Raw genomic sequence first — 19,845 nt, 5'->3', positions numbered from 1 at the left:
TTATTCCCCTGTTAACGCCATCTGTTTTAATGTCACGAAATCCGTTTTTCCACTACCTAATACTGGTAAGGCTTTAACCCAGCGGATATCCCGCGGAACCGCCAATTCGGTTAAACCTTTACTTTTCGCTGCAGCAGACAATGCGCCTCGGTCAAGATCCTTATCGGTGGTAAAAAGCACCAACGCTTCACCTTTGCTACTGTCAGGTTTAGTCACAACTCCGTGGTCGCAACTTGGCGAAATCTCAGCCACCATTTGTTCAATACTTTCAAGAGAAACCATTTCACCAGCGAGTTTAGCAAATCGTTTTACTCGTCCTTTAATGGTGCAGAAGTTTTTATTATCTAACTCAACAATATCCCCTGTGTCATACCAGCCAAGCTCTAACTCGCCCTGAGCATTCTCCGCTTTTGGCTCCTCTAGCACACCCGGCGCTTCAACTCGTAAATAGCCCTTCATAATATTAGGGCCTTTCAGTTGAAGTTTTCCGCCGTGCTCAATGCCCGGCAATGGGATAATACGGGCTTCCATACAGGGTAATATCTGACCTACAGAGCCTTCTTTCGCTGCCATAGGGACATTAATAGAGACAATCGGCGCACACTCTGTCACGCCATAGCCTTCAAGAATACGGATACCAAATTTTTCGTACCAAATTTTCTTAGTTTTATCCGACAGTTTTTCGGCGCCAGCCACGACATAGCGTACTCTTGCGAAATCATACGGATGGGCAAAACGTGCGTAATTACCTAAGAATGTTGAGGTTCCAAACAGAACGGTACAATTTCGGTCATACACTAACTCAGGAATAATTCGGTAATGTAATGGGCTTGGGTATAGGAAAACACGGCTACCCGAAAACAGTGGAATAAATAACCCAACCGTTAATCCAAATGCATGGAATAGCGGAAGCGATGACATAAAACGGTCACGCGGCGTAAAGTCGGCAATGGTTTTTATCTGTTCAACGTTCGCCATTAAGCTTCGATGACTATGTACTACGCCTTTTGGCGTTCCTTCAGAGCCAGAGGTAAACAATACAATAGCTTCATCATCCACATTTCGAGGAATAATCGCATTACGTGGTGAAAATAAGTGCTTAACAATCCACCATTTATCTTGGAAAGTGACAGTATCTTTTAAATCTTCGAGGTAAATCCACGTGGCTTCAGGTACTTGCTCAGGAATATGGGTCAGCTTCCCTTTTTCCAAAAATTGTCTTGAGGTGAAAACCACTTTCGCCGTCGATGCTTTCAGTGCATTACTGATCCCATGACTCCCCGCAGTGTAGTTCAGCATCGCAGGCACTCGCCCACGCATTAAACAACCGAAAATTGCTGCCGCGGTCACTGTCGCATTGGGTAGCAATAACCCTACACGCTCATTTTCATGGGTATAGCGTTCGATAATTCGTCCAACACCAAGGGATTTTTTTAGTAATCCTTGATAGCTATCCTCTTTAAAGGCGATATCTTCAATACAGCGAGAACGACGTCCATAACGCTCAATACTATCAATAAAGGCTTCGACTAATGTCATTTGCGGGCGGCTTGCCATACGTGCCGCTTTCATGATTTGGTAAAGATGTTCTCCCGCTAGTGCTCGGCGCTCAACCGCACGAGGTGCATCCGGCATAGGAATGGCTTCAGCAGGTAGGATATGTAACTTGATTTTCGGGAACCACTTTAACGGGATAACCCCTTTTAAGCGCCCAAAATGACTTCGCTCAGCACCATCAATACGAATAGGGACAATTTTTGCTCCTGATTTAGCAGCGACGAAAGCAGCGCCTTCATAGATCTTCATTAAAGAGCCGTGAACAGAAATGCGGCCTTCTGGGAAAATAACGATGGGGCGGCCTTTGTCCACTTCACGAACAAGGTGTCTGAGACCTAATGGATTTTTTGGATCTAATGCAACAACATCGGCATAAGGCTTAAGACGCTTGATCATCTTAGGCGTCGCCACCATGCTATACACAGCAAATACAGGTCTTACTGGTAAGAATAGCGCAATCAACACACCATCAAGAAAAGAGACATGGTTTGGCGTAATGATACATTTGTCTTGATTGAACTCATTTAGGTTGCCAATGACTTCGACACGAAACAAAAACTTCAGTACTTTTTTTATTATCTTTGCCAACATAATGATTCCCTTTCTTATGATGATAATTTTATCTATTGATTAACAATTAGATACTACAATAATTATCTCGATACCCATGCACCTCATTAAGGGGTTTATTCCTAAAGGTACTGGTATACCTAATATTTATCTCAAATTTGCGATCTGGTTAATGATAGCATCAATGGATTGATTGGCATCAATAACGTGGTGCGCAGTCGATAAATAGATAGGATCACGCTGCTCCATTACCTCTTCAATTTCTTCAAGCAGTGATTTTCCGGTTAAGCTCGGTCGCTGTTCTGCTTGAGGCTCTGCCGCCAGCCGCTGTGCGAGAGTTTCTGGGGTTGAACGTAAATAAATAACCGTTCCATTATCTCGCATAACCTGCTGATTCTCAGAGGCTAAAATAATCCCTCCCCCTGTTGAAACAATGGCTTTTTGTGGTTCGATTGAAGCAAGAATTTGGCTTTCAAGCTGACGAAAATAGTCCCAACCTTGTTGCTTGACAATGTCAGCGATGCTCATTCCTGCATGTTCAAAAATAAGTTTGTCGGTGTCAATAAACTGGTAACCCGTTTTTTCCGCGAGTTTCTTACCAATTGTTGTTTTTCCTGAGCCTCTAGGTCCAATAATGTAGAACATCTATATTCATCCCATCATCATGATTACTATGATAAATTTGCCATACACATGCTTCTAGCAGGTTAGCCAAAATGGCGAATAATCTAAAAAATAAAGCCACACGCAGTGTGGCTCGAAATTATTATGATTAAATTATGGTCGACTTAAAAAATCACCGTAACCAATCCATTTATAAGTAGTCAGTGCATCTAACCCCATAGGTCCACGGGAATGGAGTTTTTGGGTACTCACAGCCACTTCAGCACCGAGTCCAAACTGTCCACCATCGGTAAAACGGGTGCTGGCATTCACATATACCGCAGCTGAATCCACACGCTGTACAAAGTAATCCGCTTGGCGAATAGATTCCGTTAAGATAGCGTCAGAATGCGCGGTACCATAATGGCGAATATGCTCGATAGCGGCATCAATCCCTGAAACAATCTCAACGTTCAAGTCCAAAGATAACCATTCATCAACTAAGTTTTCCGCTTGAACAGGCACTACTTTAGCCACGCCATCTTTCAAGAATGCCATTGCTTTTTCGCTGGCATGTAATGTCACTTGCTGCTGAGCCATTTTCTCACTTAAACGCGGTAAGAAACTCGCTGCAATATTTTCGTGAACCAACAGTGTTTCCAATGAATTACATGCGCTTGGGCGCTGAACTTTAGCATTAGTAATGACACTCAGTGCCTTATCAAAATCCACAGAGTCATCTACAAAAGTATGGCAAACACCAATTCCGCCAGTGATCACCGGGATCGTGGATTGTTCACGACATAGTTTATGTAACCCTGCGCCACCGCGAGGAATCAGCATATCCACATAGCGATCCAATTTTAATAACTGAGTCACTAATTCACGATCCGGATTATTGATTGCCTGTACTGCATTGGCTGGCAGCCCGCTATTTTTCAGCGCTTGCTGAATAACCTCTACCACAGCAAGATTAGTATTATGCGTCTCTTTTCCACCACGCAGAATGACCGCATTTCCCGTTTTTAAACATAAAGAAGCGACATCCACAGTGACATTAGGACGAGCTTCATAGATAACTCCAATGACCCCTAACGGAACACGGCGACGTTGTAAATTTAATCCACTATCTAACTCGCTACCATCAAGGACTTGCCCTACCGGATCAGCCAGTTGGCACACTTTTCTGACGTCATCCGCAATACTTTTTAAGCGCGCTTGGGTCAGCAATAAACGATCTTGTAATGCCTCACTCATACCGCTTTGTTGAGCTTGAGCCATATCCAGCTGGTTAGCCGCTAAAATACTGGCACTCTTTTGCTCTAAGAGGTCAGCAATTTGCTCAAGCGCACTATTTTTTTGTTTGGTATTGAATTGAGCCAACTGCCATGACGCTTCACGCGCCGCTTTACCCATTTGTTCTAACATAATTAACTCACTATCATATCGTCGCGATGAACGGCTACTGAGCCATGTTCATAGCCAAGGATTTTACCAATATCTTGGGAATGATGACCGGCAATCATTCTGAGCGCATCACTATTATAGTGGCTTACGCCATGTGCCAAATCTTTACCTGCCATATTGCGAATACGGATCACTGCGCCACGGGAGAAATCACCTTCAATTTTCTTAATGCCTTTTGGCAATAACGAACTGCCTTTTTCAGTGATGGCTAATTGTGCTCCGTCATCAATGTAGACGTCGCCCGCCGCTGGCGCCCCAAAAATCCAGCGTTTACGGTTTTCCATTGGATTTTTCTGCCCATAAAAACGAGTTCCCACAGGGATATTTTCAATCACTGAATTGATGACATCTGGTTTATTGCCCGCGGCAATGAATACGTCAATCCCAGCACGACCTGCAACATCTGCCGCCTGTAATTTTGTTGCCATTCCACCAGTGCCTAATCCCGTTACGCTATCCCCTGCCATACGGCGTAAATCATCATTAATACCGTGAACTTCAGGGATTAATTTTGCGTTCGGATTACTGCGCGGGTCCGCGTCATACAGGCCTTCAATATCGGTTAATAACAGTAATTTATCTGCATCACCAAGGATGGCAGCAAGTGCAGATAAGTTATCGTTATCCCCTACTTTAATTTCTGCTGTTGCCACCGCATCGTTTTCGTTAATCACCGGAATAATACCGTTATCTAACAGCGCTTGCAGTGTATCTCGCGCATTTAAAAAACGTTCGCGATCTTCAAGATCCGCACGCGTTAATAGCATTTGACCAATGTGGATCCCATAGATGGAAAAAAGCCTTTCCCATAATTGGATTAAACGACTTTGACCAACCGCCGCCAGCAGCTGTTTAGATGCAATGGTGGCCGGCAGTTCGGGGTAATTGAGATGTTCACGCCCTGCGGCAATTGCGCCAGACGTGACAATAATAATTCGGTGACCTTTTTCATATTGCTGCGCACACTGCCTAACCAACTCAACGATATGAGCTTGATTTAAACGACGTGAGCCCCCTGTTAAGACACTTGTGCCAAGTTTGACCACGAGTGTTTGGCTATTTTTCATCATTTTTCTGCCATTAGGATTAATAAATACAAAGTGGGTATCAGTTTTATCAGGAGATGCGCGTTATGCCAACAGGCATAACGCAAAATTAAACAAAAGTTGGTTTAAAACAATTTTATGCGCTTAATTCCAGCTTTAATTCTGTCATTAAGGGGGATGGGAACAAGCTTAACTCTAGGGCAGATAATTGCTGGGTAAGGCGTTGATGGAAGGCATGCAGATTCTTTTCGACGGCTTCCGTCGTTGCGGCATCTTTCAAGGTTTTTGCTTGCCAACTTCCCTGATTGTTGTAGATCCCTAACTTGTAAGCAAATTCGAAGCCTTCATCCATAGGGGCTAGTTCTAACCACCATCCCCAAAACTCACGTTTTTCAGGCGCGATATTCGCATTAACACAGACAACCAAGCTATCAAAAAAGTAGCAGTTTTTGATAGATTGTTGCTCACGTAAATAAGGCCCTATCGCAGCAAATTTCTTTAAAAATTTTCCATTTGTGTAATCAGTCGGTAACGCCATATTAAGGATCTCCTTCTTGGGAAGATCCCTTTTTAGCAAATGTTAAAAAATAAGCAAGCTATTCAATACAATTATAATATTTTACTTTCTAACCATTTGGTTGTATCTGACATTGATCGCTCGAAAGCCTCTAATATAGGGCTACTCGGCAACGTCAACAAATGACTATCCATAGACGAACGAGCGATTAAGTCTGAGTCAGCTTTCGGACTGTAGGGATCATTTTTAAAACATACTGACATCATCGGGACTTGGTTACGGCGACCTAACAAACCTTGATTACGCAGTGAATAGCAGCTGAGTTCATGGCGTAACGATTGACCATCAACTTGATAAACCCCTAAGCGGCTAGCAAAAACATCCAGCACCATACGGGGGATATCTTTTTGGTATTTTTCTTCATGCAATAGGCTATGAACGATAGGACCAATCACCGCAACTGCTTTGATTTTATCTGGGCACATATACGCTAAACGAACAGCGATATTCGCGCCAAAACGGATCCCTGTGATGGCAAATCGTGTGTGGTCAATCCATGGAATGGTGTCGAGCTGGCGAACAATCTGTTCATGCAACGTGCTGGTTTCTTGCGAAAGGCTGTATTTACTGGAATAACCGATAGATGGCATATCCAGCGTTAACATCGCAATCCCTCGAGGCTCTAAATACTCTCTAAAGTAGCGGCTGTAATCTGTCTGTAGGCTATCAAGCATGCCACAAACCATCACGGTTGGGTAAGGACCTTGAACATTCGATGGTATGTGTAAAAAGCCACAGACTTCTTTACCACCATCGACTTTGAATGGGATTTTTTTCAATTGGTACTGTGAGAATTTTGCCGCGCTATCATAAGCCTTACAGGCTAATACAATCGCTTGATCCGCCAGTTCATCCCCTTTAATAAACGGGTAAGCCGCAATGCTGTATAAATTAGCGGCACGCAGCCACGCATCACACGCTTCCTGACCTTTTTCAAATTCTAAAGCTTTTTGCTGCCAGCGCATGGCTTGATTAGACCATTCAAAACACCAATTACCACGGCGATTGCCAATGACAGTATCAAGCCATTCATCACGGCTGCGTTTAGCATCTGAGATGGCAATACGGCTTAAAACTTCTTCAATTTCAATCGCATCAATACCACGCCAAATCCACATTAACCGGTTGAGAGTACGATACCAATGATTATGTGAAGAGCCACTTAATACACTGTGGTTCTCTAATTGGGACAAAGTATGAGAGGAATAAGAAACCAACGTTGATGTTTCAACTTGTCTAACACGAGGTTTAAAAAGTTTTTCGGATAAATTTTGCTGAGTCATGTGGGTTCCCTACTTTTACCTATTAAATCTGTCACATAAACAAAAAGGGAGTGCATTTCGCACTCCCCTCTATCATATCGTGTTTAGCTCAAATCACTTAGGTAATAATGTGTTGTTTTTATCAAACAACCCTATCACGGCTAAACAGATTTAAATTATTTCGTTCGGACTACTTATCTTGTTCGCACAGAGGATCGATAAACACAACGCCCATATCCCAAGGCTGTTCAATCCAAGTGTTTTGTGGGATATCAACCACATAATCATCCACTAATGGGCGACCTGCTGGTTTTGCAAAGATAGTCACGAAGTGTGCTTTTGGATACATGTCGCGGATAGCTTTCGCTGTGCCACCAGTATCCACTAAATCGTCAATCACGATAAAGCCTTCACCATCGCCTTCAGCGCGTTTGATTACATTCAATTCGCGTTGGTTATCATGGTCATAGCTAGAGATACAAACGGTGTCAACATGACGAATACCCAGCTCACGCGCTAACAGTGCGCCAGGGACTAAACCACCACGGCTAACTGCGATGATACCAGTCCATTGTTTTGCTGGTAATAAACGTTGTGCGAGTTTACGGGCATGTATTTGCAACATATCCCACGTTACGACATATTTTTCGCTCATAAAATTCGGGTCCCGAAGGTGAGTAAAACAGAAATGTGTCTTGCGGAAAAAAGGTTGCGCGAGATTATAGTGATTTGACGCAGGAAAAACCAGCGAAACCATCCCACTAAATGAATTATTCTTATTAACGCTCTCCATTATTCGATAGAAAGTGTTATGCTGAATCAATACTTAAAACCGCTTAAAACCTGAGTTGTTACACTTAAGTGCAATCTTAAATTAAGCGACCAACGCCGTCAGTCGATTGTTTTGGGTGTAAGCCAATCCCCAGCTTGAAATATGACGGAAAGATTACGATCAAAGTGTCAAGGAGAAGAACGTGTCACAATTATCAACGCTAAAACCACAACCACTGTGGGATATTTTCGCTAAAATCTGCTCCATTCCTCACCCATCAAAACACGAAGAAGCTTTGGCTGCCCACATCATGGAGTGGTCTAAAGGGAAAGGTTTTCACGTTGAGCGCGACCAAGTTGGTAATATCTTAATCCGTAAACCAGCGACTACAGGTTACGAAAACCGCAAGCCTGTTGTACTGCAAGCTCACTTAGACATGGTGCCGCAAAAAAATAACGACACAGAGCACGATTTCACTAAAGATCCTATCCGCCCTTATATTAATGGTGAGTGGGTCACTGCCGAAGGCACAACATTAGGTGCAGATAATGGCATCGGTATGGCATCCGCATTAGCAGTATTAGCGGATGACAGCGTTGAACACGGTCCACTGGAAGTGTTACTGACTATGACCGAAGAAACGGGCATGGACGGCGCTTTCGGTTTACAACCAAACTGGTTACAAGCTGATATTCTGATCAACACCGATTCAGAAGAAGAAGGCGAAATTTACATGGGTTGCGCAGGTGGTGTTGATTTCACTGCCACATTTGATTTAACCCGTGAAGCATTACCACAAGGTTATAAAACCTTCACCATGACCTTAAAAGGCCTTAAAGGCGGTCACTCTGGTGGCGACATTCACTTAGGTTTAGGTAATGCCAACAAACTGTTAGCACGTTTCTTAGCGGGTCACTCTGAAGACTTGAGCTTAAAACTGCTGGAATTCACTGGCGGTACACTGCGTAATGCAATCCCTCGCGAAGGCCACGCAACTTTCGCGGTACCAGCTGATAAAGTGGCTGAATTAACCGCGCTAAGAACTCGCTACGAAGGCATTCTGAAAAATGAATTAGCCGCAGTAGAACCTAACTTAGCTTTACTGTTAGATGAAACGACGAGTAACTTAAAAGCACTGACTAATGATTGCCAACAACGTTTAGTTTTCTTCCTGAACTCAGCACCAAGCGGTGTTATCCGTATGAGTGATGTGGTGAAAGGGGTTGTTGAAACTTCGCTGAACGAAGGCGTTGTGAAGATGACTGAAGACAAAGCGGAAGTGATCTTCTTAATCCGTTCACTGATCGATTCAGGTAAAAATTACGTCGTTAATATGCTGACATCACTGACAAAACTGGCGAAAGCTCAGCACCGTGCAGAAGGCGGATACCCAGGTTGGCAACCAGATGCAGACTCACCAGTCATGCATATTGTTAGCGACACTTACCAAAAACTGTTTGGTAAAATTCCAAATATCATGGTTATCCATGCCGGTCTCGAGTGTGGTCTGTTTAAAAAGCCTTATCCATTAATGGATATGGTCTCCATTGGACCAACCATCCGTGGTGCACACTCACCAGATGAGCGCGTTCACATTGAGAGCGTGGGTCAATACTGGACACTGTTAACTGCTATCTTAAAAGCTATCCCAGTGAAAAACTAAGTAGGCTTTAAGCTATCAATACCAGGGTCATAAGCTACGGTTTATGACCCTATTTTTTTCATTCTTTAAACATAATAAAAGCTATAAAAGTAATGAAAGCTGCCTTTCGATTTGTGGATTTTGTAATGTCACATGCAAGCCTACTAACCTGACACCTCGCCCTGCCCGCCGATTTTCCCAAGCCTGCTGTGCCAACCGAATAAGATCCTGCTTATCTATAATAGGATAAACATGCTCTTGCGTCGTTTGCTGAAAATCCTCAAATTTTAATTTCACACCTTGGCGAGCAATACGCAGATCTGGCTTCACTTTCTCTAAGCGAAAATGTAGCTCATCGTATAAAGTATCGAGTAAAGGCAAACACTCTTCCCACTGATGAATATCTTTGGCGAGAGTGCGTTCTACCCCAACGGATTTACGTAAGCGTTCGGTATTTACTGCTCGCTCATCAATGCCATGACAGCGCTCCCACAGAGCCTGTCCAAATTTACCCATGCTTTTTACCAACGCCAGCATGTCATAGTGCTGAACATCCGCGCAGGTCAATAACCCCATATCTGCAAGTTTTTGCGCTGTCACTTTTCCAACGCCGGGGATCTTTTTTAATGGCAGCGTGGCAATAAACGCCGGTAATTCCTGTGGAGTGATCACAAATTGCCCATTGGGTTTATTCATATCAGAGGCAATTTTGGCGAGGAATTTAATCGGGGCAATTCCCGCAGAAGCTGTGAGTTGAAGTTCATCAAAAATTTGCTGGCGGATAGCCTCGGCGATGAGCGTGGCCGAGCCGTGAAGCTGTTGGCAATCAGTCACATCCAAATAAGCCTCATCCAAAGATAATGGCTCAATCAGCTCGGTATAGCGGGCAAATATTTGGCGAATATGATGGGAAACCTCTTTATACACAGCCATACGACCGGGTACGACTTTCAGGTGAGGACATAATTTCAACGCCAATGCTGTCGACATTGCACTGTGAACACCGTAGCGTCTCGCTTCATAATTTGCGGTACTCAATACGCCACGCCGGTCTGCACTCCCCCCGACAGCCAGTGGAACATTGCGTAATTTGGGATCATCACGCATCTCTATCGCTGCAAAAAAGCAATCCATATCAATATGAATAATTTTACGCATGATAGCCGCCCCAACCAATAATTACTGAATAAATATACAGTTGTTTTATTAGCTATGCAACCTTATTCATCTGATTGAAATGTATTCCTGAAATACTGTAAATAACCGAAAAAGTAAAAAGTTACTCCTAATTTATAGGCGCATTGCTTACAAAACGGATGAAACATATTACAACAACCACTCGGTCAATCTCATATTAGTTCATTGAATTTTCTATTATTATGGATTATGCAAATGCAAATTATATCAACGTCAGTGTTAAAAAAATCCGCTACGATAGGCTTACTACTTTTGGTTAGCCAATCCGCTTTCGCATTAATGCCGCAGATTGTGGCGCACCGCGCAGGTACCGCAGATGCCCCTGAAAATACCCTTTATGCTATAGAACAAGCCAAAAGCAATAAAGTTGATGCAATTTGGTTAACTGTTCAGCTCAGTAAAGATAATCAATTAGTCCTTTATCGTCCGAGTGATTTAAATGCTTTAACGGATAAAAGTGGCGTTATTTCTGATTATTCCGCCAAACAATTAAGCCAGATAAATGCGGCGTATAAATTTAATCAGAAAAATAACCAGCAACTACCTACTTCGCAAACCACTATCGTCACACTAGAAGATGTTTTAAAAAAATACCCCGATACGATTTTTTATATCGACTTAAAATCTCCTGATGCAGACCCTAATACTCAAGCTCAAGCTATTTTGGCATTATTAAATAAAACCAACGCGTTTAACCAAGTGCGTTTTTATTCCACTAACGATGCTTTTTTAAAAGCGCTTAAGCCACTTTCCTCTAAACTGCAACTATTTGAAAGCCGAGATGAAACTCGCACCATGCTGGCAAACAGCGTAATGAGCCATCAATGTACGCTTGATAATGATAAATCTGCAACCCGTTGGTATGGTTTTGAGCTGCATCGTAAAGTTGAAGTCGTTGAGAAATATACCCTTGGTGAAGCGCGTTCACCAGCAACACTCTCATGGGATAAAGAAGCTATCGACTGCTTTAGAAAAAATGGCAACGCTTACATCATTGTATTTGGTGTAAATAGCGATAGCGATTATCAACTGGCTAAAGAAATTGGTGCTGATGCTGTTATGGTCGATTCACCAAAAGCCTTTAAAAAATAAAATCTAACTATTAAGCTACTTTAATTTGACAATGATTTATTCAATTTAAGTAGCTTATTTTTATTACTCATCTTTTCTATCCATACATTTACCTATCTTATCTTTCCTTCTTTTTTAATAGTAAATAACATTCAATATTAATTACTTAGTAAAGTATCGATGCCAAAATAAATAAATACATTTAAACTCGTATTCATAAGGAATTTAACATGGCGATATCAAAAGGTTTGCTTTCTATCGAGAACCTGTGGAATGAAGACTTAAAAAAGGTGGAAATTTCTTTCAAAAACAATGCGAATGAGTATGGAAATGTTTTTATCTTTTATAATCTTATGAATGGAAAAAAATTAAGTGATATCACAGAGTTCACTTTTTCTTCAACCGAACAGAGCTATTGGATGGGAATAATCACAACAAAATCAGGAGAAAAATGGAGTAGCATCGATGACTTAGCATGCAAGCTCAATGAGAAAGATAATGGCAAAGTCACTCTCAGTTTCAAGGGAAATACGCGGCACATGTTTGTTCACTACCCTGTTTCCACATCATGCTCGACTTCATTACATAAAATTTAGTTTGCAATGAAATACATCACTATTTTTATCAAAATAACCTTAAAATAAAAAACCCTAGCAGCTCATTAAAGCAACTAGGGTTAATATTCACAACAGAGTAAAAATTACAAAATGCGGTTTTTCTCTAGCATTTTTTTGCGCGCTTCTTCCCGTGCCATACGCTTTTTACGCGCATCACAAGGCTCAGGGCAGTCACAAACTTTCTCTACCCCAATGCTACTTAAACCGCCGCAACTGCCTTGGATACTTTTCCGCTTAATAATATATCCAAGGGACATACCTAAAAACGCCAACAAAAATAAGGCAAAGGCTGCAAGAAAAACATTCAACATTCTGCTTTCCTCCTTTTACTGTTTTTTCTGTAAAAATGGCTCGAATGCTTTAGTGTAACGCTCTTCGAAGCCTTTATCTGTCTTCACAATCATAAAAACAGGAATATTCATCTTTTCAGCAAGTGCAAGACCCGCATCTGGTCCCATCACATTAAAACCTGTAGATAATCCATCCGCACTCATGCAATCGTCGGCTAATACCGTAATTGAGACTAAATTGTGGGAAATTGGCTTACCTGTTTTTGGGTCAATTGTGTGTGAGAAATGCACACCATTTTGTTCAAAATAGTTACGATAATCCCCTGAAGTGGCGATAGATAAATCTCCCGGCTCGATAATCTCCTGTGCCGTTTGACTCACACCATCCGTTGCAGGTTTTTCAATCGCAATACGCCATGGTGTATCTTTGCCATTTTTACCTTTTGTACGGACTTCGCCACCAATATCAACCATATAATCCTTGATACCGATGGACTCTAAATATTCCGCCACCACATCAACACCATAACCTTTAGCAATGGAAGATAAATCAACATACAGCTCAGGAATGGTTTTAATTAAATTGTTGTCTTGTACAGAGAGTTTATCGATACCTACCCATGCACGACGTTTTTCAAGCTCCTCATCTGTAGGTGCTTTTGTGACTCTCCCCTCTGGACCGAACCCCCATAAATTAACCAGTGGACCAACGGTGACATCCAGACCGCCATCCGTTAATTTATTAATCTCAATGGCTTTACTGACCACTTTTGCCGTTGCGGCAGAAACAGGGAATGGCACATTAACTTCATTGGATTGATTGAAACGACTTAATTCGGAACCAGGGCGATAAGTCGACATTTGGTCGTTCACTTCTTCCAAACGCTTGTCTATTTCGGCTTGGATAGCTTCCGATGAAGGCTCTGAAGAGTCTGTCACGAACTTAACAGAATAATAGGTTCCCATGGTTTGTCCCTGAAGATTCTTTTGTTCAGGTCCACCACATGCGGCAAGAAGAAGAGTGGCTGCGAATAGCAGCACAGGAGCAAATACTTTTCTGTTTAGCATAAATTTTCTCAGCGTTAATTGTAAGCGCCCACTAGAGAAAGAGTAGGTGCTGAGACGTCTAACAAACTCAACATTCACAAATCTAGAGAATACTCACGTTTAAAAATTGAATTGCCTATTTGGCGATTCACAGTTTACAACCAAAAAGAGGAAAAAAACCCATTTTTTCCTCTTTTTAATCAACAAGCGCCCAGTTTCCTGAGCGCTTAATAGATAATTCACAGTAACTAATCAGCCACCAAAATCATCCAGTAAGATGTTTTCGTCCTCAACGCCAAGGTCTTTTAACATCTTAATGACTGCGGCGTTCATGACAGGAGGTCCACACATGTAGAACTCACAATCTTCTGGCGCAGGATGATTCTTGAGGTAGTTTTCATACAGGACATTATGAATAAATCCTGTGTAACCGTCCCAATTATCTTCTGGCAAAGCGTCAGAAAGTGCAACATTCCATGTAAAGTTGTCATGCTCTGCGGCTAATTGGTCGAAATCTTCGGTATAGAACATTTCACGTTTAGAACGCGCACCATACCAGAAACTGATTTTACGCTTAGAATCTAAACGACGTAATTGGTCAAAAATGTGGGAACGCATCGGCGCCATACCCGCACCACCACCGATAAAGATCATTTCCGCATCAGTTTCTTTCGCGAAGAACTCACCAAATGGACCAGAGATAGTGACTTTATCTCCCGGTTTCAGTGACCAAATATACGATGACATAATTCCCGGCGGTACATCTGGATTACGCGGAGGTGGCGTTGCAATACGCACGTTCAGCATAATAATACCGCGCTCTTCTGGATAGTTTGCCATTGAGTAAGCACGTACTGTTTCTTCTTTGACATCAGAAACATAGCGGAACAGATTGAATTTGTCCCAATCTTCACGGTATTCCTCAGGCACATCAAAGTCTGAGTACTTCACCACATGAGGCGGGCATTCAATTTGAATAAAACCACCCGCACGGAATGGAACCACTTCGCCCTCAGGAATTTTTAACTTCAGCTCTTTAATGAACGTTGCTTTGTTATCATTGGAGATAACTTCGCATTCCCATTTTTTCACGCCAAAAATTTCTTCAGGTAATTCAATTTTCAAATCTTGTTTTACGTTAACCTGACATGCCAGACGGCAACCTTCTTTCGCTTCACGTTTATTGATGTGTGAAAGTTCAGTTGGCAGGATGTCACCACCGCCCTCTTTGATTTTCACACGGCACTGACCACATGAACCACCGCCACCACAGGCAGAAGAAACAAAGATACCCTGGTTTGCTAACATACCTAACAGCTTATCGCCTGCAGGAGCATCAAAGCTCTTCTCAGGATCGCCGTTAACTTCAACTTTAATGTTCCCTGTATTGACCAACTTGGATTTTGCAAACAGGATCAGACCTGTCAGCGCCAAGACAATCAGGGTAAACATAACTACGCCTAGAATAATAATATCCATGAATTCTTCTCGCCTTTATAGCTGCACACCGGAGAAGGACATAAAGCCCAATGCCATCAAACCGGTCGTGACAAAGGTGATGCCTAACCCTTTTAGACCCGCTGGAATGTCTGAATACTTCATCTTTTCACGAATCGCGGCCATTAAGACAATCGCTAACATCCAACCAATACCGGAACCAAAGCCATAAACAATGGATTCAGTAAAGTTGTAGTCACGCTGAGCCATGAAAGATACACCACCAAAGATTGCACAGTTTACGGTTATCAACGGTAGGAAGATCCCCAATGCGTTGTACAGTGATGGGAAGTAACGATCTAAAATCATTTCCAGAATTTGAACCAGTGCCGCGATAACACCGATAAAGGTAATGAAGTTGAGGAATGAGAGATCCACGCCTTCAACTAGCGCGCCGTCACGTAACACTAAGTTGTACACTAAGTTGTTCGCAGGGACGGAGATCCCAAGCACCACGGTTACCGCAATACCCAGTCCAAAAGCAGTTTTTACATTCTTCGATACCGCAAGGAATGTACACATCCCTAAGAAGAAAGCTAACGCCATGTTTTCGATGAAAATGGCTTTTACAAACAAGCTAATATAATGTTCCATGCTCTTAATCCTTCTCTACCTGAGCTGGCTTCAGAGTACGTAGACCCCAAATCAGCATACCGATGATAAAGAATGCACTTGGCGCTAACAGGAATAAGCCGTTTGGCATGTACCAACCACCATTTTGCAGTGATTCAAATACCGTAATACCAAACAGTTTACCGGAACCAAATAGCTCACGTAGGAAGCCAACCAGTACCAGAATCACACCATAACCAAGACCGTTACCGATACCATCCATAAAACTTTCGATTGGTGGTGCTTTCATCGCATACGCTTCAGCACGCCCCATCACGATACAGTTGGTGATAATCAAACCAACGAATACGGAAAGTTGTTTCGAGATTTCATAGGCATAGGCACGTAAGATTTGGTCAACCACAATTACCAATGATGCAATAATTGCCATTTGAACAATAATACGAACACTGCTTGGAATGTAATTTCTAATTAATGAGATAAAAAAGTTAGAGAATGCGGTAACTAGCGTTACGGCGATGGTCATAACCAATGCAGTTTCAAGTTTAGTGGTCACCGCTAATGCAGAGCACACACCCAAAACCTGCAATGCAATTGGGTTATTATCTAACAATGGTCCTAGTAGGACGCGTTTTACTTCTTTAGAATCAGCCATTATTCAGCGCTCCTTCACGAACTTTTTTCAGGAACGGACCAAAACCGTTATCGCCTAGCCAGAAATCAAACATATGTTGAATACCGTTTGAAGTCAGCGTTGCACCTGAAAGACCATCGATACCAAATGGGTTATCGGTGGCACCACCACGCACGATTTTGATTGCAGGGATACCCTGCTCATTGAACAGTTTTTTACCCGGCCACTGCGCTTTCCATTGTGGGTTGTCAACTTCACCACCCAGACCCGGCGTTTCACCATGCGCATAGTAGGTAATACCACGAGAGGTTACACCATCGATATCCACGGCGATAAAGGCATACATCACTGACCATAAGCCTGAACCATAAACTGGCAGAATCACTTGGGTCACTTTCCCTTGTTCATCTTTAACCAGATAAATTTCAGCGCTATTGGCACGACGGCGAATTTTCGCAATGTCTTCTTCTGGGGATAGCGCGATGCTGGTCTCTTCGCTACGCAGTTCGCTGTTTAAGTCAAAACGACTTACGCTATTAGATAGCTCATTAGTTTTGAAATTCAGTAATTTAGGCTCGATACGCTCGCCATACACTTTTTGAATTTCTTCCGCGCTCATTTTAGGTTGCAGCAGACCCGCAACACTTAAAATATTACGCTGAGTGTCTAACATCATTTGTTCTTGTTGCTGAGGTTTCAGACCAACCGCAGCACCGGCAACGACGACGGAACAGACTAAGCAGAGAATGAAAACAACGATAAACGTTCTGCCGACGCCATCTTTATTTACTGGTTTATCATTAGCCACGGGCTTTTCTCCGTTTAATATTTGCTTGAACGACCATATAGTCAAACAGAGGAGCAAACAGGTTGGCGAACAGGATTGCGAGCATCATCCCTTCAGGGTATGCAGGGTTCACAACCCGAACAAGTACGCACATTACGCCGATCAAAATCCCGTAAGCCCATTTACCTTTATCGGTAAAGGAAGCGGAAACAGGGTCTGTCGCCATAAAAATCATACCGAAGGCAAATCCGCCTAAAACCATGTGCCACCACCATGGCATAGCAAATAGTGGGTTGGTGTCTGAACCGATAAAGTTGAACAGGTAAGACATGGCAATCATACCCAGCATCACACCCGCCACGATGCGCCAAGAGGCGATACGGAAGAAGATGATAAATGCGCCGCCGATGAAGATCATCAGGGTAGAAACTTCACCAATTGAACCCGGCATGTTACCTAAGAAAGCTTGCATCCAAGTGATTGGCTCGCCAGTTACTGTGTTTACCAGTGAACTCACACCACCCGTCGCCCATTGGGATAGAGGCGTTGCACCCGAGAATCCATCAGCCGCAGTCCAAACTAAGTCACCTGAAATTTGTGCAGGGTAAGCAAAGAAAAGGAAAGCACGACCCGCTAATGCAGGGTTAAGGAAGTTACGACCTGTACCACCGAAAATCTCTTTTGCGACAACCACACCAAAGGTGATACCTAGCGCCGCTTGCCATAACGGAATGGTAGGCGGAACAATCAGTGCAAATAAGATAGAGGAGATAAAGAAGCCTTCGTTGATTTCATGACCACGGATCATGGCAAACAACACTTCCCAGAAACCGCCGACCAAGAATACCACTAAGTAAATTGGCAGGAAGTAAATCGCACCTAGCAGCATTTTGCTGCCCCAGCCGGCATCCGGCGCTAAAGAAGCACCTAATAATTGCGCCAGAGAATAGTGCCAATCACTCGCTAAAACTTGTTGCAGTTCAGCACCACTGTATAAGTGATGCAGCGCGGGAATAGCTTGGTTACCGACATTATACATACCCCAGAACATCGCTGGGAAAACCGCAAGCCAGACTAAAATCATCATGCGCTTGAGATCGATAGTATCGCGTACGTGTGAGCGACCTTTTGTCACCGTGCCCGGTGTATAGAAAACTGTCGCAACAGCTTCATACAATGGATAGAATTTTGCTAATTTTCCACCGGGTTCAAATTGGTGCTCATATTTTTCAAATAAATTTTTCAGACCCATGGAATTACCCTTCTAGCTCAATCTTGGTCAGGACATCACGTAGTACTGGACCATATTCATACTTAGCTGGACACACATAGGTGCACAGTCCCAAGTCTTCTTCATCGAGTTCCAGACAACCCAGTTCCTGAGAAGTATCGGTGTCCCCTGCAAGCAGATCACGCAGTAAGTGGGTGATCATAATATCGAGAGGCATTACACGCTCATAGTTACCAATTGGTACCATTGAACGCTCACCGCCATTCATCGTCGTGGTAAAATTGAAGCGCTTATTCTTCAAAAAATGCCCGATGGTGGTACGCGTGATAGTGAACTTGTTCACACCTGGCATAATCCATCCAAACAGCTCTTTTTCACGACCTTCCGCTAATACAGAAACTTGGTTATGGAAACGACCAAGGTAATGATGAGCATCATCGCAAGTCACGCCCCACAGCACAGAACCAGAAATAATGCGGTTCTCACCTGCTTTGAGCTGACCTTTAGTTAATTCATAGATATCTGCGCCAAGGCGAGTACGTAGCAAGCGAGGTTTCTCAACTTGCGGACCTGCGACAGAGACAACGCGATCAGTATAAAGATGACCAGTGGTAAATAATTTACCGATGGCAATCACATCTTGGTAATTGAGGCTCCACACTTTTTTGCTAATGCTAACAGGCTCAAGGAAATGAATATGAGTCCCTGCTAAACCCGCTGGATGTGGTCCTGCAAATTGTGTGTATGTGATTTGTGCATTAGCAGCTTGTTTTGGAAGCTCGCCCGCACCATGGCAAACATGCACCTTGCCTTCAGTCAGTCGGCTCAAAACGATGAGGCCGTCAGTAAAGGCTTGTGCATTTTCACCAATAATAATCGAAGGATCAGCAGCAAGAGGATTGGTGTCAATTGCAGTCACAAAAATCGCTGCGGGGGATGAACCTGGCTCTGGAGAACGGCTAAATGGGCGCGTTCTTAAAGCAGTCCATAAACCGGATCTTAAAAGATTTTGTTCAACCTGCTCTTTCGTCAGTGATGGGAGTTGGTCAGTAGAATAAGACTCAAAAGTCTCTTGTTCGTCACCATCGATTTCGATAACAACGGACTGAAGTACACGACGCTCACCACGATGAATAGCAATAATTTTACCGCAGGCTGGGCTCGTAAATACCACGCCAGGATTCTTTTTATCTTCAAAAAGAACCTGCCCTTTTTTTACACGCTCACCTTCTTTAACCAGCATCGAAGGACGCATTCCGACATATTCTTCACCTAGCACAGCTACGTGTTGAATTTTCGGGCCGTCTTCTATCACTTGGGCTGGCTCACCTGCTATTGGAAGGTTAAGGCCTTTTTTAATTTTAATCATAAGATCTGCACAAGTTTATCAGTTAAACCCTAAGCT

19 protein-coding genes are annotated in these 19,845 nt (G+C 43.0%); 3 read left to right on the top strand and 16 right to left on the bottom strand.

The annotated features are described in order from the left end of the window. The 7 genes from aas to gpt all read right to left on the bottom strand — a co-directional run bounded on the left by aas (position 1) and on the right by gpt (position 7,737). A complete protein-coding gene (gene aas / locus HFU86_RS04875) occupies positions 1-2,148 on the bottom strand; it encodes a bifunctional acyl-ACP--phospholipid O-acyltransferase/long-chain-fatty-acid--ACP ligase (protein WP_187128824.1) in 2,148 nt (715 codons plus the stop codon). 126 nt (positions 2,149-2,274) lie between these two features. Next, positions 2,275-2,772 (bottom strand): shikimate kinase AroL, encoded by a 498-nt coding sequence (aroL, locus tag HFU86_RS04870; RefSeq protein WP_036954209.1) that lies wholly within the window; start codon positions 2,770-2,772, stop codon positions 2,275-2,277. 132 nt (positions 2,773-2,904) lie between these two features. Further along, the gene (gene proA / locus HFU86_RS04865; RefSeq protein WP_108479427.1) at positions 2,905-4,158 is read right to left on the bottom strand and encodes a glutamate-5-semialdehyde dehydrogenase; all 1,254 of its coding nucleotides are present in this window, start codon (positions 4,156-4,158) and stop codon (positions 2,905-2,907) included. 2 nt (positions 4,159-4,160) lie between these two features. Continuing rightward, a complete protein-coding gene (gene proB / locus HFU86_RS04860) occupies positions 4,161-5,264 on the bottom strand; it encodes a glutamate 5-kinase (RefSeq protein WP_036954225.1) in 1,104 nt (367 codons plus the stop codon). A 115-nt stretch (positions 5,265-5,379) separates the two neighbouring features. Continuing rightward, complete coding sequence (gene crl, locus HFU86_RS04855) at positions 5,380-5,781, bottom strand: sigma factor-binding protein Crl (protein WP_036954207.1); 402 nt, start codon at positions 5,779-5,781, stop codon at positions 5,380-5,382. Positions 5,782-5,852: 71 nt separating this feature from the next. After that, positions 5,853-7,103: an esterase FrsA gene (frsA, locus tag HFU86_RS04850; protein ID WP_036954206.1), complete on the bottom strand. Its 1,251-nt coding sequence runs from the start codon at positions 7,101-7,103 to the stop codon at positions 5,853-5,855. Positions 7,104-7,272: 169 nt separating this feature from the next. Continuing rightward, on the bottom strand, positions 7,273-7,737 hold the full coding sequence (gene gpt, locus HFU86_RS04845) for a xanthine phosphoribosyltransferase (protein ID WP_108479429.1): 465 nt from the start codon (positions 7,735-7,737) through the stop codon (positions 7,273-7,275). Positions 7,738-8,056: 319 nt separating this feature from the next. Here gpt and pepD point away from each other — a divergent pair, with 319 nt between their 5' ends. Continuing rightward, positions 8,057-9,517: a beta-Ala-His dipeptidase gene (gene pepD, locus HFU86_RS04840; protein WP_132496270.1), complete on the top strand. Its 1,461-nt coding sequence runs from the start codon at positions 8,057-8,059 to the stop codon at positions 9,515-9,517. 81 nt (positions 9,518-9,598) lie between these two features. On the opposite strand, the gene dinB is transcribed toward pepD, so the two are convergent. Next, entirely contained in the window at positions 9,599-10,654 is a 1,056-nt protein-coding gene (dinB, locus tag HFU86_RS04835; protein ID WP_132496269.1) for a DNA polymerase IV, read from the bottom strand. Positions 10,655-10,888: 234 nt separating this feature from the next. On the opposite strand from dinB, the gene HFU86_RS04830 reads away from it, so the two are divergent. Both HFU86_RS04830 and HFU86_RS04825 read left to right on the top strand, forming a co-directional pair. Then, on the top strand, positions 10,889-11,785 hold the full coding sequence (locus tag HFU86_RS04830) for a glycerophosphodiester phosphodiesterase family protein (protein WP_187128823.1): 897 nt from the start codon (positions 10,889-10,891) through the stop codon (positions 11,783-11,785). 209 nt (positions 11,786-11,994) lie between these two features. After that, entirely contained in the window at positions 11,995-12,360 is a 366-nt protein-coding gene (locus HFU86_RS04825) for a hypothetical protein (RefSeq protein ID WP_222717602.1), read from the top strand. 104 nt (positions 12,361-12,464) lie between these two features. Here HFU86_RS04825 and nqrM read toward each other — a convergent pair whose 3' ends face one another. The 8 genes from nqrM to HFU86_RS04785 form a co-directional block, all read right to left on the bottom strand. After that, on the bottom strand, positions 12,465-12,692 hold the full coding sequence (gene nqrM, locus HFU86_RS04820) for a (Na+)-NQR maturation NqrM (protein ID WP_006657399.1): 228 nt from the start codon (positions 12,690-12,692) through the stop codon (positions 12,465-12,467). Positions 12,693-12,707: 15 nt separating this feature from the next. Further along, positions 12,708-13,739, bottom strand: coding sequence for an FAD:protein FMN transferase (locus tag HFU86_RS04815; RefSeq protein WP_036954198.1), 1,032 nt, complete (start codon positions 13,737-13,739; stop codon positions 12,708-12,710). 231 nt (positions 13,740-13,970) lie between these two features. Beyond that, on the bottom strand, positions 13,971-15,197 hold the full coding sequence (gene nqrF / locus HFU86_RS04810) for an NADH:ubiquinone reductase (Na(+)-transporting) subunit F (protein ID WP_036954195.1): 1,227 nt from the start codon (positions 15,195-15,197) through the stop codon (positions 13,971-13,973). Positions 15,198-15,212: 15 nt separating this feature from the next. Further along, positions 15,213-15,809, bottom strand: coding sequence for an NADH:ubiquinone reductase (Na(+)-transporting) subunit E (nqrE, locus tag HFU86_RS04805; RefSeq protein ID WP_006657396.1), 597 nt, complete (start codon positions 15,807-15,809; stop codon positions 15,213-15,215). 4 nt (positions 15,810-15,813) lie between these two features. After that, the gene (locus tag HFU86_RS04800; protein ID WP_036954193.1) at positions 15,814-16,443 is read right to left on the bottom strand and encodes an NADH:ubiquinone reductase (Na(+)-transporting) subunit D; all 630 of its coding nucleotides are present in this window, start codon (positions 16,441-16,443) and stop codon (positions 15,814-15,816) included. Continuing rightward, complete coding sequence (locus HFU86_RS04795; protein ID WP_036954191.1) at positions 16,436-17,230, bottom strand: Na(+)-translocating NADH-quinone reductase subunit C; 795 nt, start codon at positions 17,228-17,230, stop codon at positions 16,436-16,438. Before HFU86_RS04795 ends, HFU86_RS04800 begins: the two co-directional genes overlap by 8 nt. Further along, complete coding sequence (locus tag HFU86_RS04790; RefSeq protein ID WP_036954189.1) at positions 17,223-18,461, bottom strand: NADH:ubiquinone reductase (Na(+)-transporting) subunit B; 1,239 nt, start codon at positions 18,459-18,461, stop codon at positions 17,223-17,225. Before HFU86_RS04790 ends, HFU86_RS04795 begins: the two co-directional genes overlap by 8 nt. A 4-nt stretch (positions 18,462-18,465) precedes the next feature. Further along, a complete protein-coding gene (locus HFU86_RS04785) occupies positions 18,466-19,809 on the bottom strand; it encodes a Na(+)-translocating NADH-quinone reductase subunit A (protein ID WP_187128822.1) in 1,344 nt (447 codons plus the stop codon). Between the last annotated feature and the right edge of the window lie 36 nt (positions 19,810-19,845).

It is taken from the genome of Providencia sp. JUb39 (genome assembly GCF_012272845.1).
GTDB lineage: Bacteria > Pseudomonadota > Gammaproteobacteria > Enterobacterales > Enterobacteriaceae > Providencia > Providencia lanzhouensis.
This window is presented reverse-complemented; position numbering and strand designations above follow the sequence as displayed.

Bases quoted from the DNA above. Each gene is read 5' to 3' on its own strand.
- HFU86_RS04800 (WP_036954193.1), bottom strand. From the start codon at position 16,443: ATGGCTGATTCTAAAGAAGTAAAACGCGTCCTACTAGGACCATTGTTA.
- HFU86_RS04825 (WP_222717602.1), top strand. From the start codon at position 11,995: ATGGCGATATCAAAAGGTTTGCTTTCTATCGAGAACCTGTGGAATGAA.
- HFU86_RS04790 (WP_036954189.1), bottom strand. From the start codon at position 18,461: ATGGGTCTGAAAAATTTATTTGAAAAATATGAGCACCAATTTGAACCC.
- frsA (WP_036954206.1), bottom strand. From the start codon at position 7,103: ATGACTCAGCAAAATTTATCCGAAAAACTTTTTAAACCTCGTGTTAGA.
- proA (WP_108479427.1), bottom strand. From the start codon at position 4,158: ATGTTAGAACAAATGGGTAAAGCGGCGCGTGAAGCGTCATGGCAGTTG.
- nqrE (WP_006657396.1), bottom strand. From the start codon at position 15,809: ATGGAACATTATATTAGCTTGTTTGTAAAAGCCATTTTCATCGAAAAC.
- HFU86_RS04815 (WP_036954198.1), bottom strand. From the start codon at position 13,739: ATGCTAAACAGAAAAGTATTTGCTCCTGTGCTGCTATTCGCAGCCACT.
- nqrF (WP_036954195.1), bottom strand. From the start codon at position 15,197: ATGGATATTATTATTCTAGGCGTAGTTATGTTTACCCTGATTGTCTTG.
- crl (WP_036954207.1), bottom strand. From the start codon at position 5,781: ATGGCGTTACCGACTGATTACACAAATGGAAAATTTTTAAAGAAATTT.
- aroL (WP_036954209.1), bottom strand. From the start codon at position 2,772: ATGTTCTACATTATTGGACCTAGAGGCTCAGGAAAAACAACAATTGGT.
- HFU86_RS04785 (WP_187128822.1), bottom strand. From the start codon at position 19,809: ATGATTAAAATTAAAAAAGGCCTTAACCTTCCAATAGCAGGTGAGCCA.
- dinB (WP_132496269.1), bottom strand. From the start codon at position 10,654: ATGCGTAAAATTATTCATATTGATATGGATTGCTTTTTTGCAGCGATA.
- proB (WP_036954225.1), bottom strand. From the start codon at position 5,264: ATGAAAAATAGCCAAACACTCGTGGTCAAACTTGGCACAAGTGTCTTA.
- aas (WP_187128824.1), bottom strand. From the start codon at position 2,148: ATGTTGGCAAAGATAATAAAAAAAGTACTGAAGTTTTTGTTTCGTGTC.
- gpt (WP_108479429.1), bottom strand. From the start codon at position 7,737: ATGAGCGAAAAATATGTCGTAACGTGGGATATGTTGCAAATACATGCC.
- HFU86_RS04830 (WP_187128823.1), top strand. From the start codon at position 10,889: ATGCAAATTATATCAACGTCAGTGTTAAAAAAATCCGCTACGATAGGC.
- nqrM (WP_006657399.1), bottom strand. From the start codon at position 12,692: ATGTTGAATGTTTTTCTTGCAGCCTTTGCCTTATTTTTGTTGGCGTTT.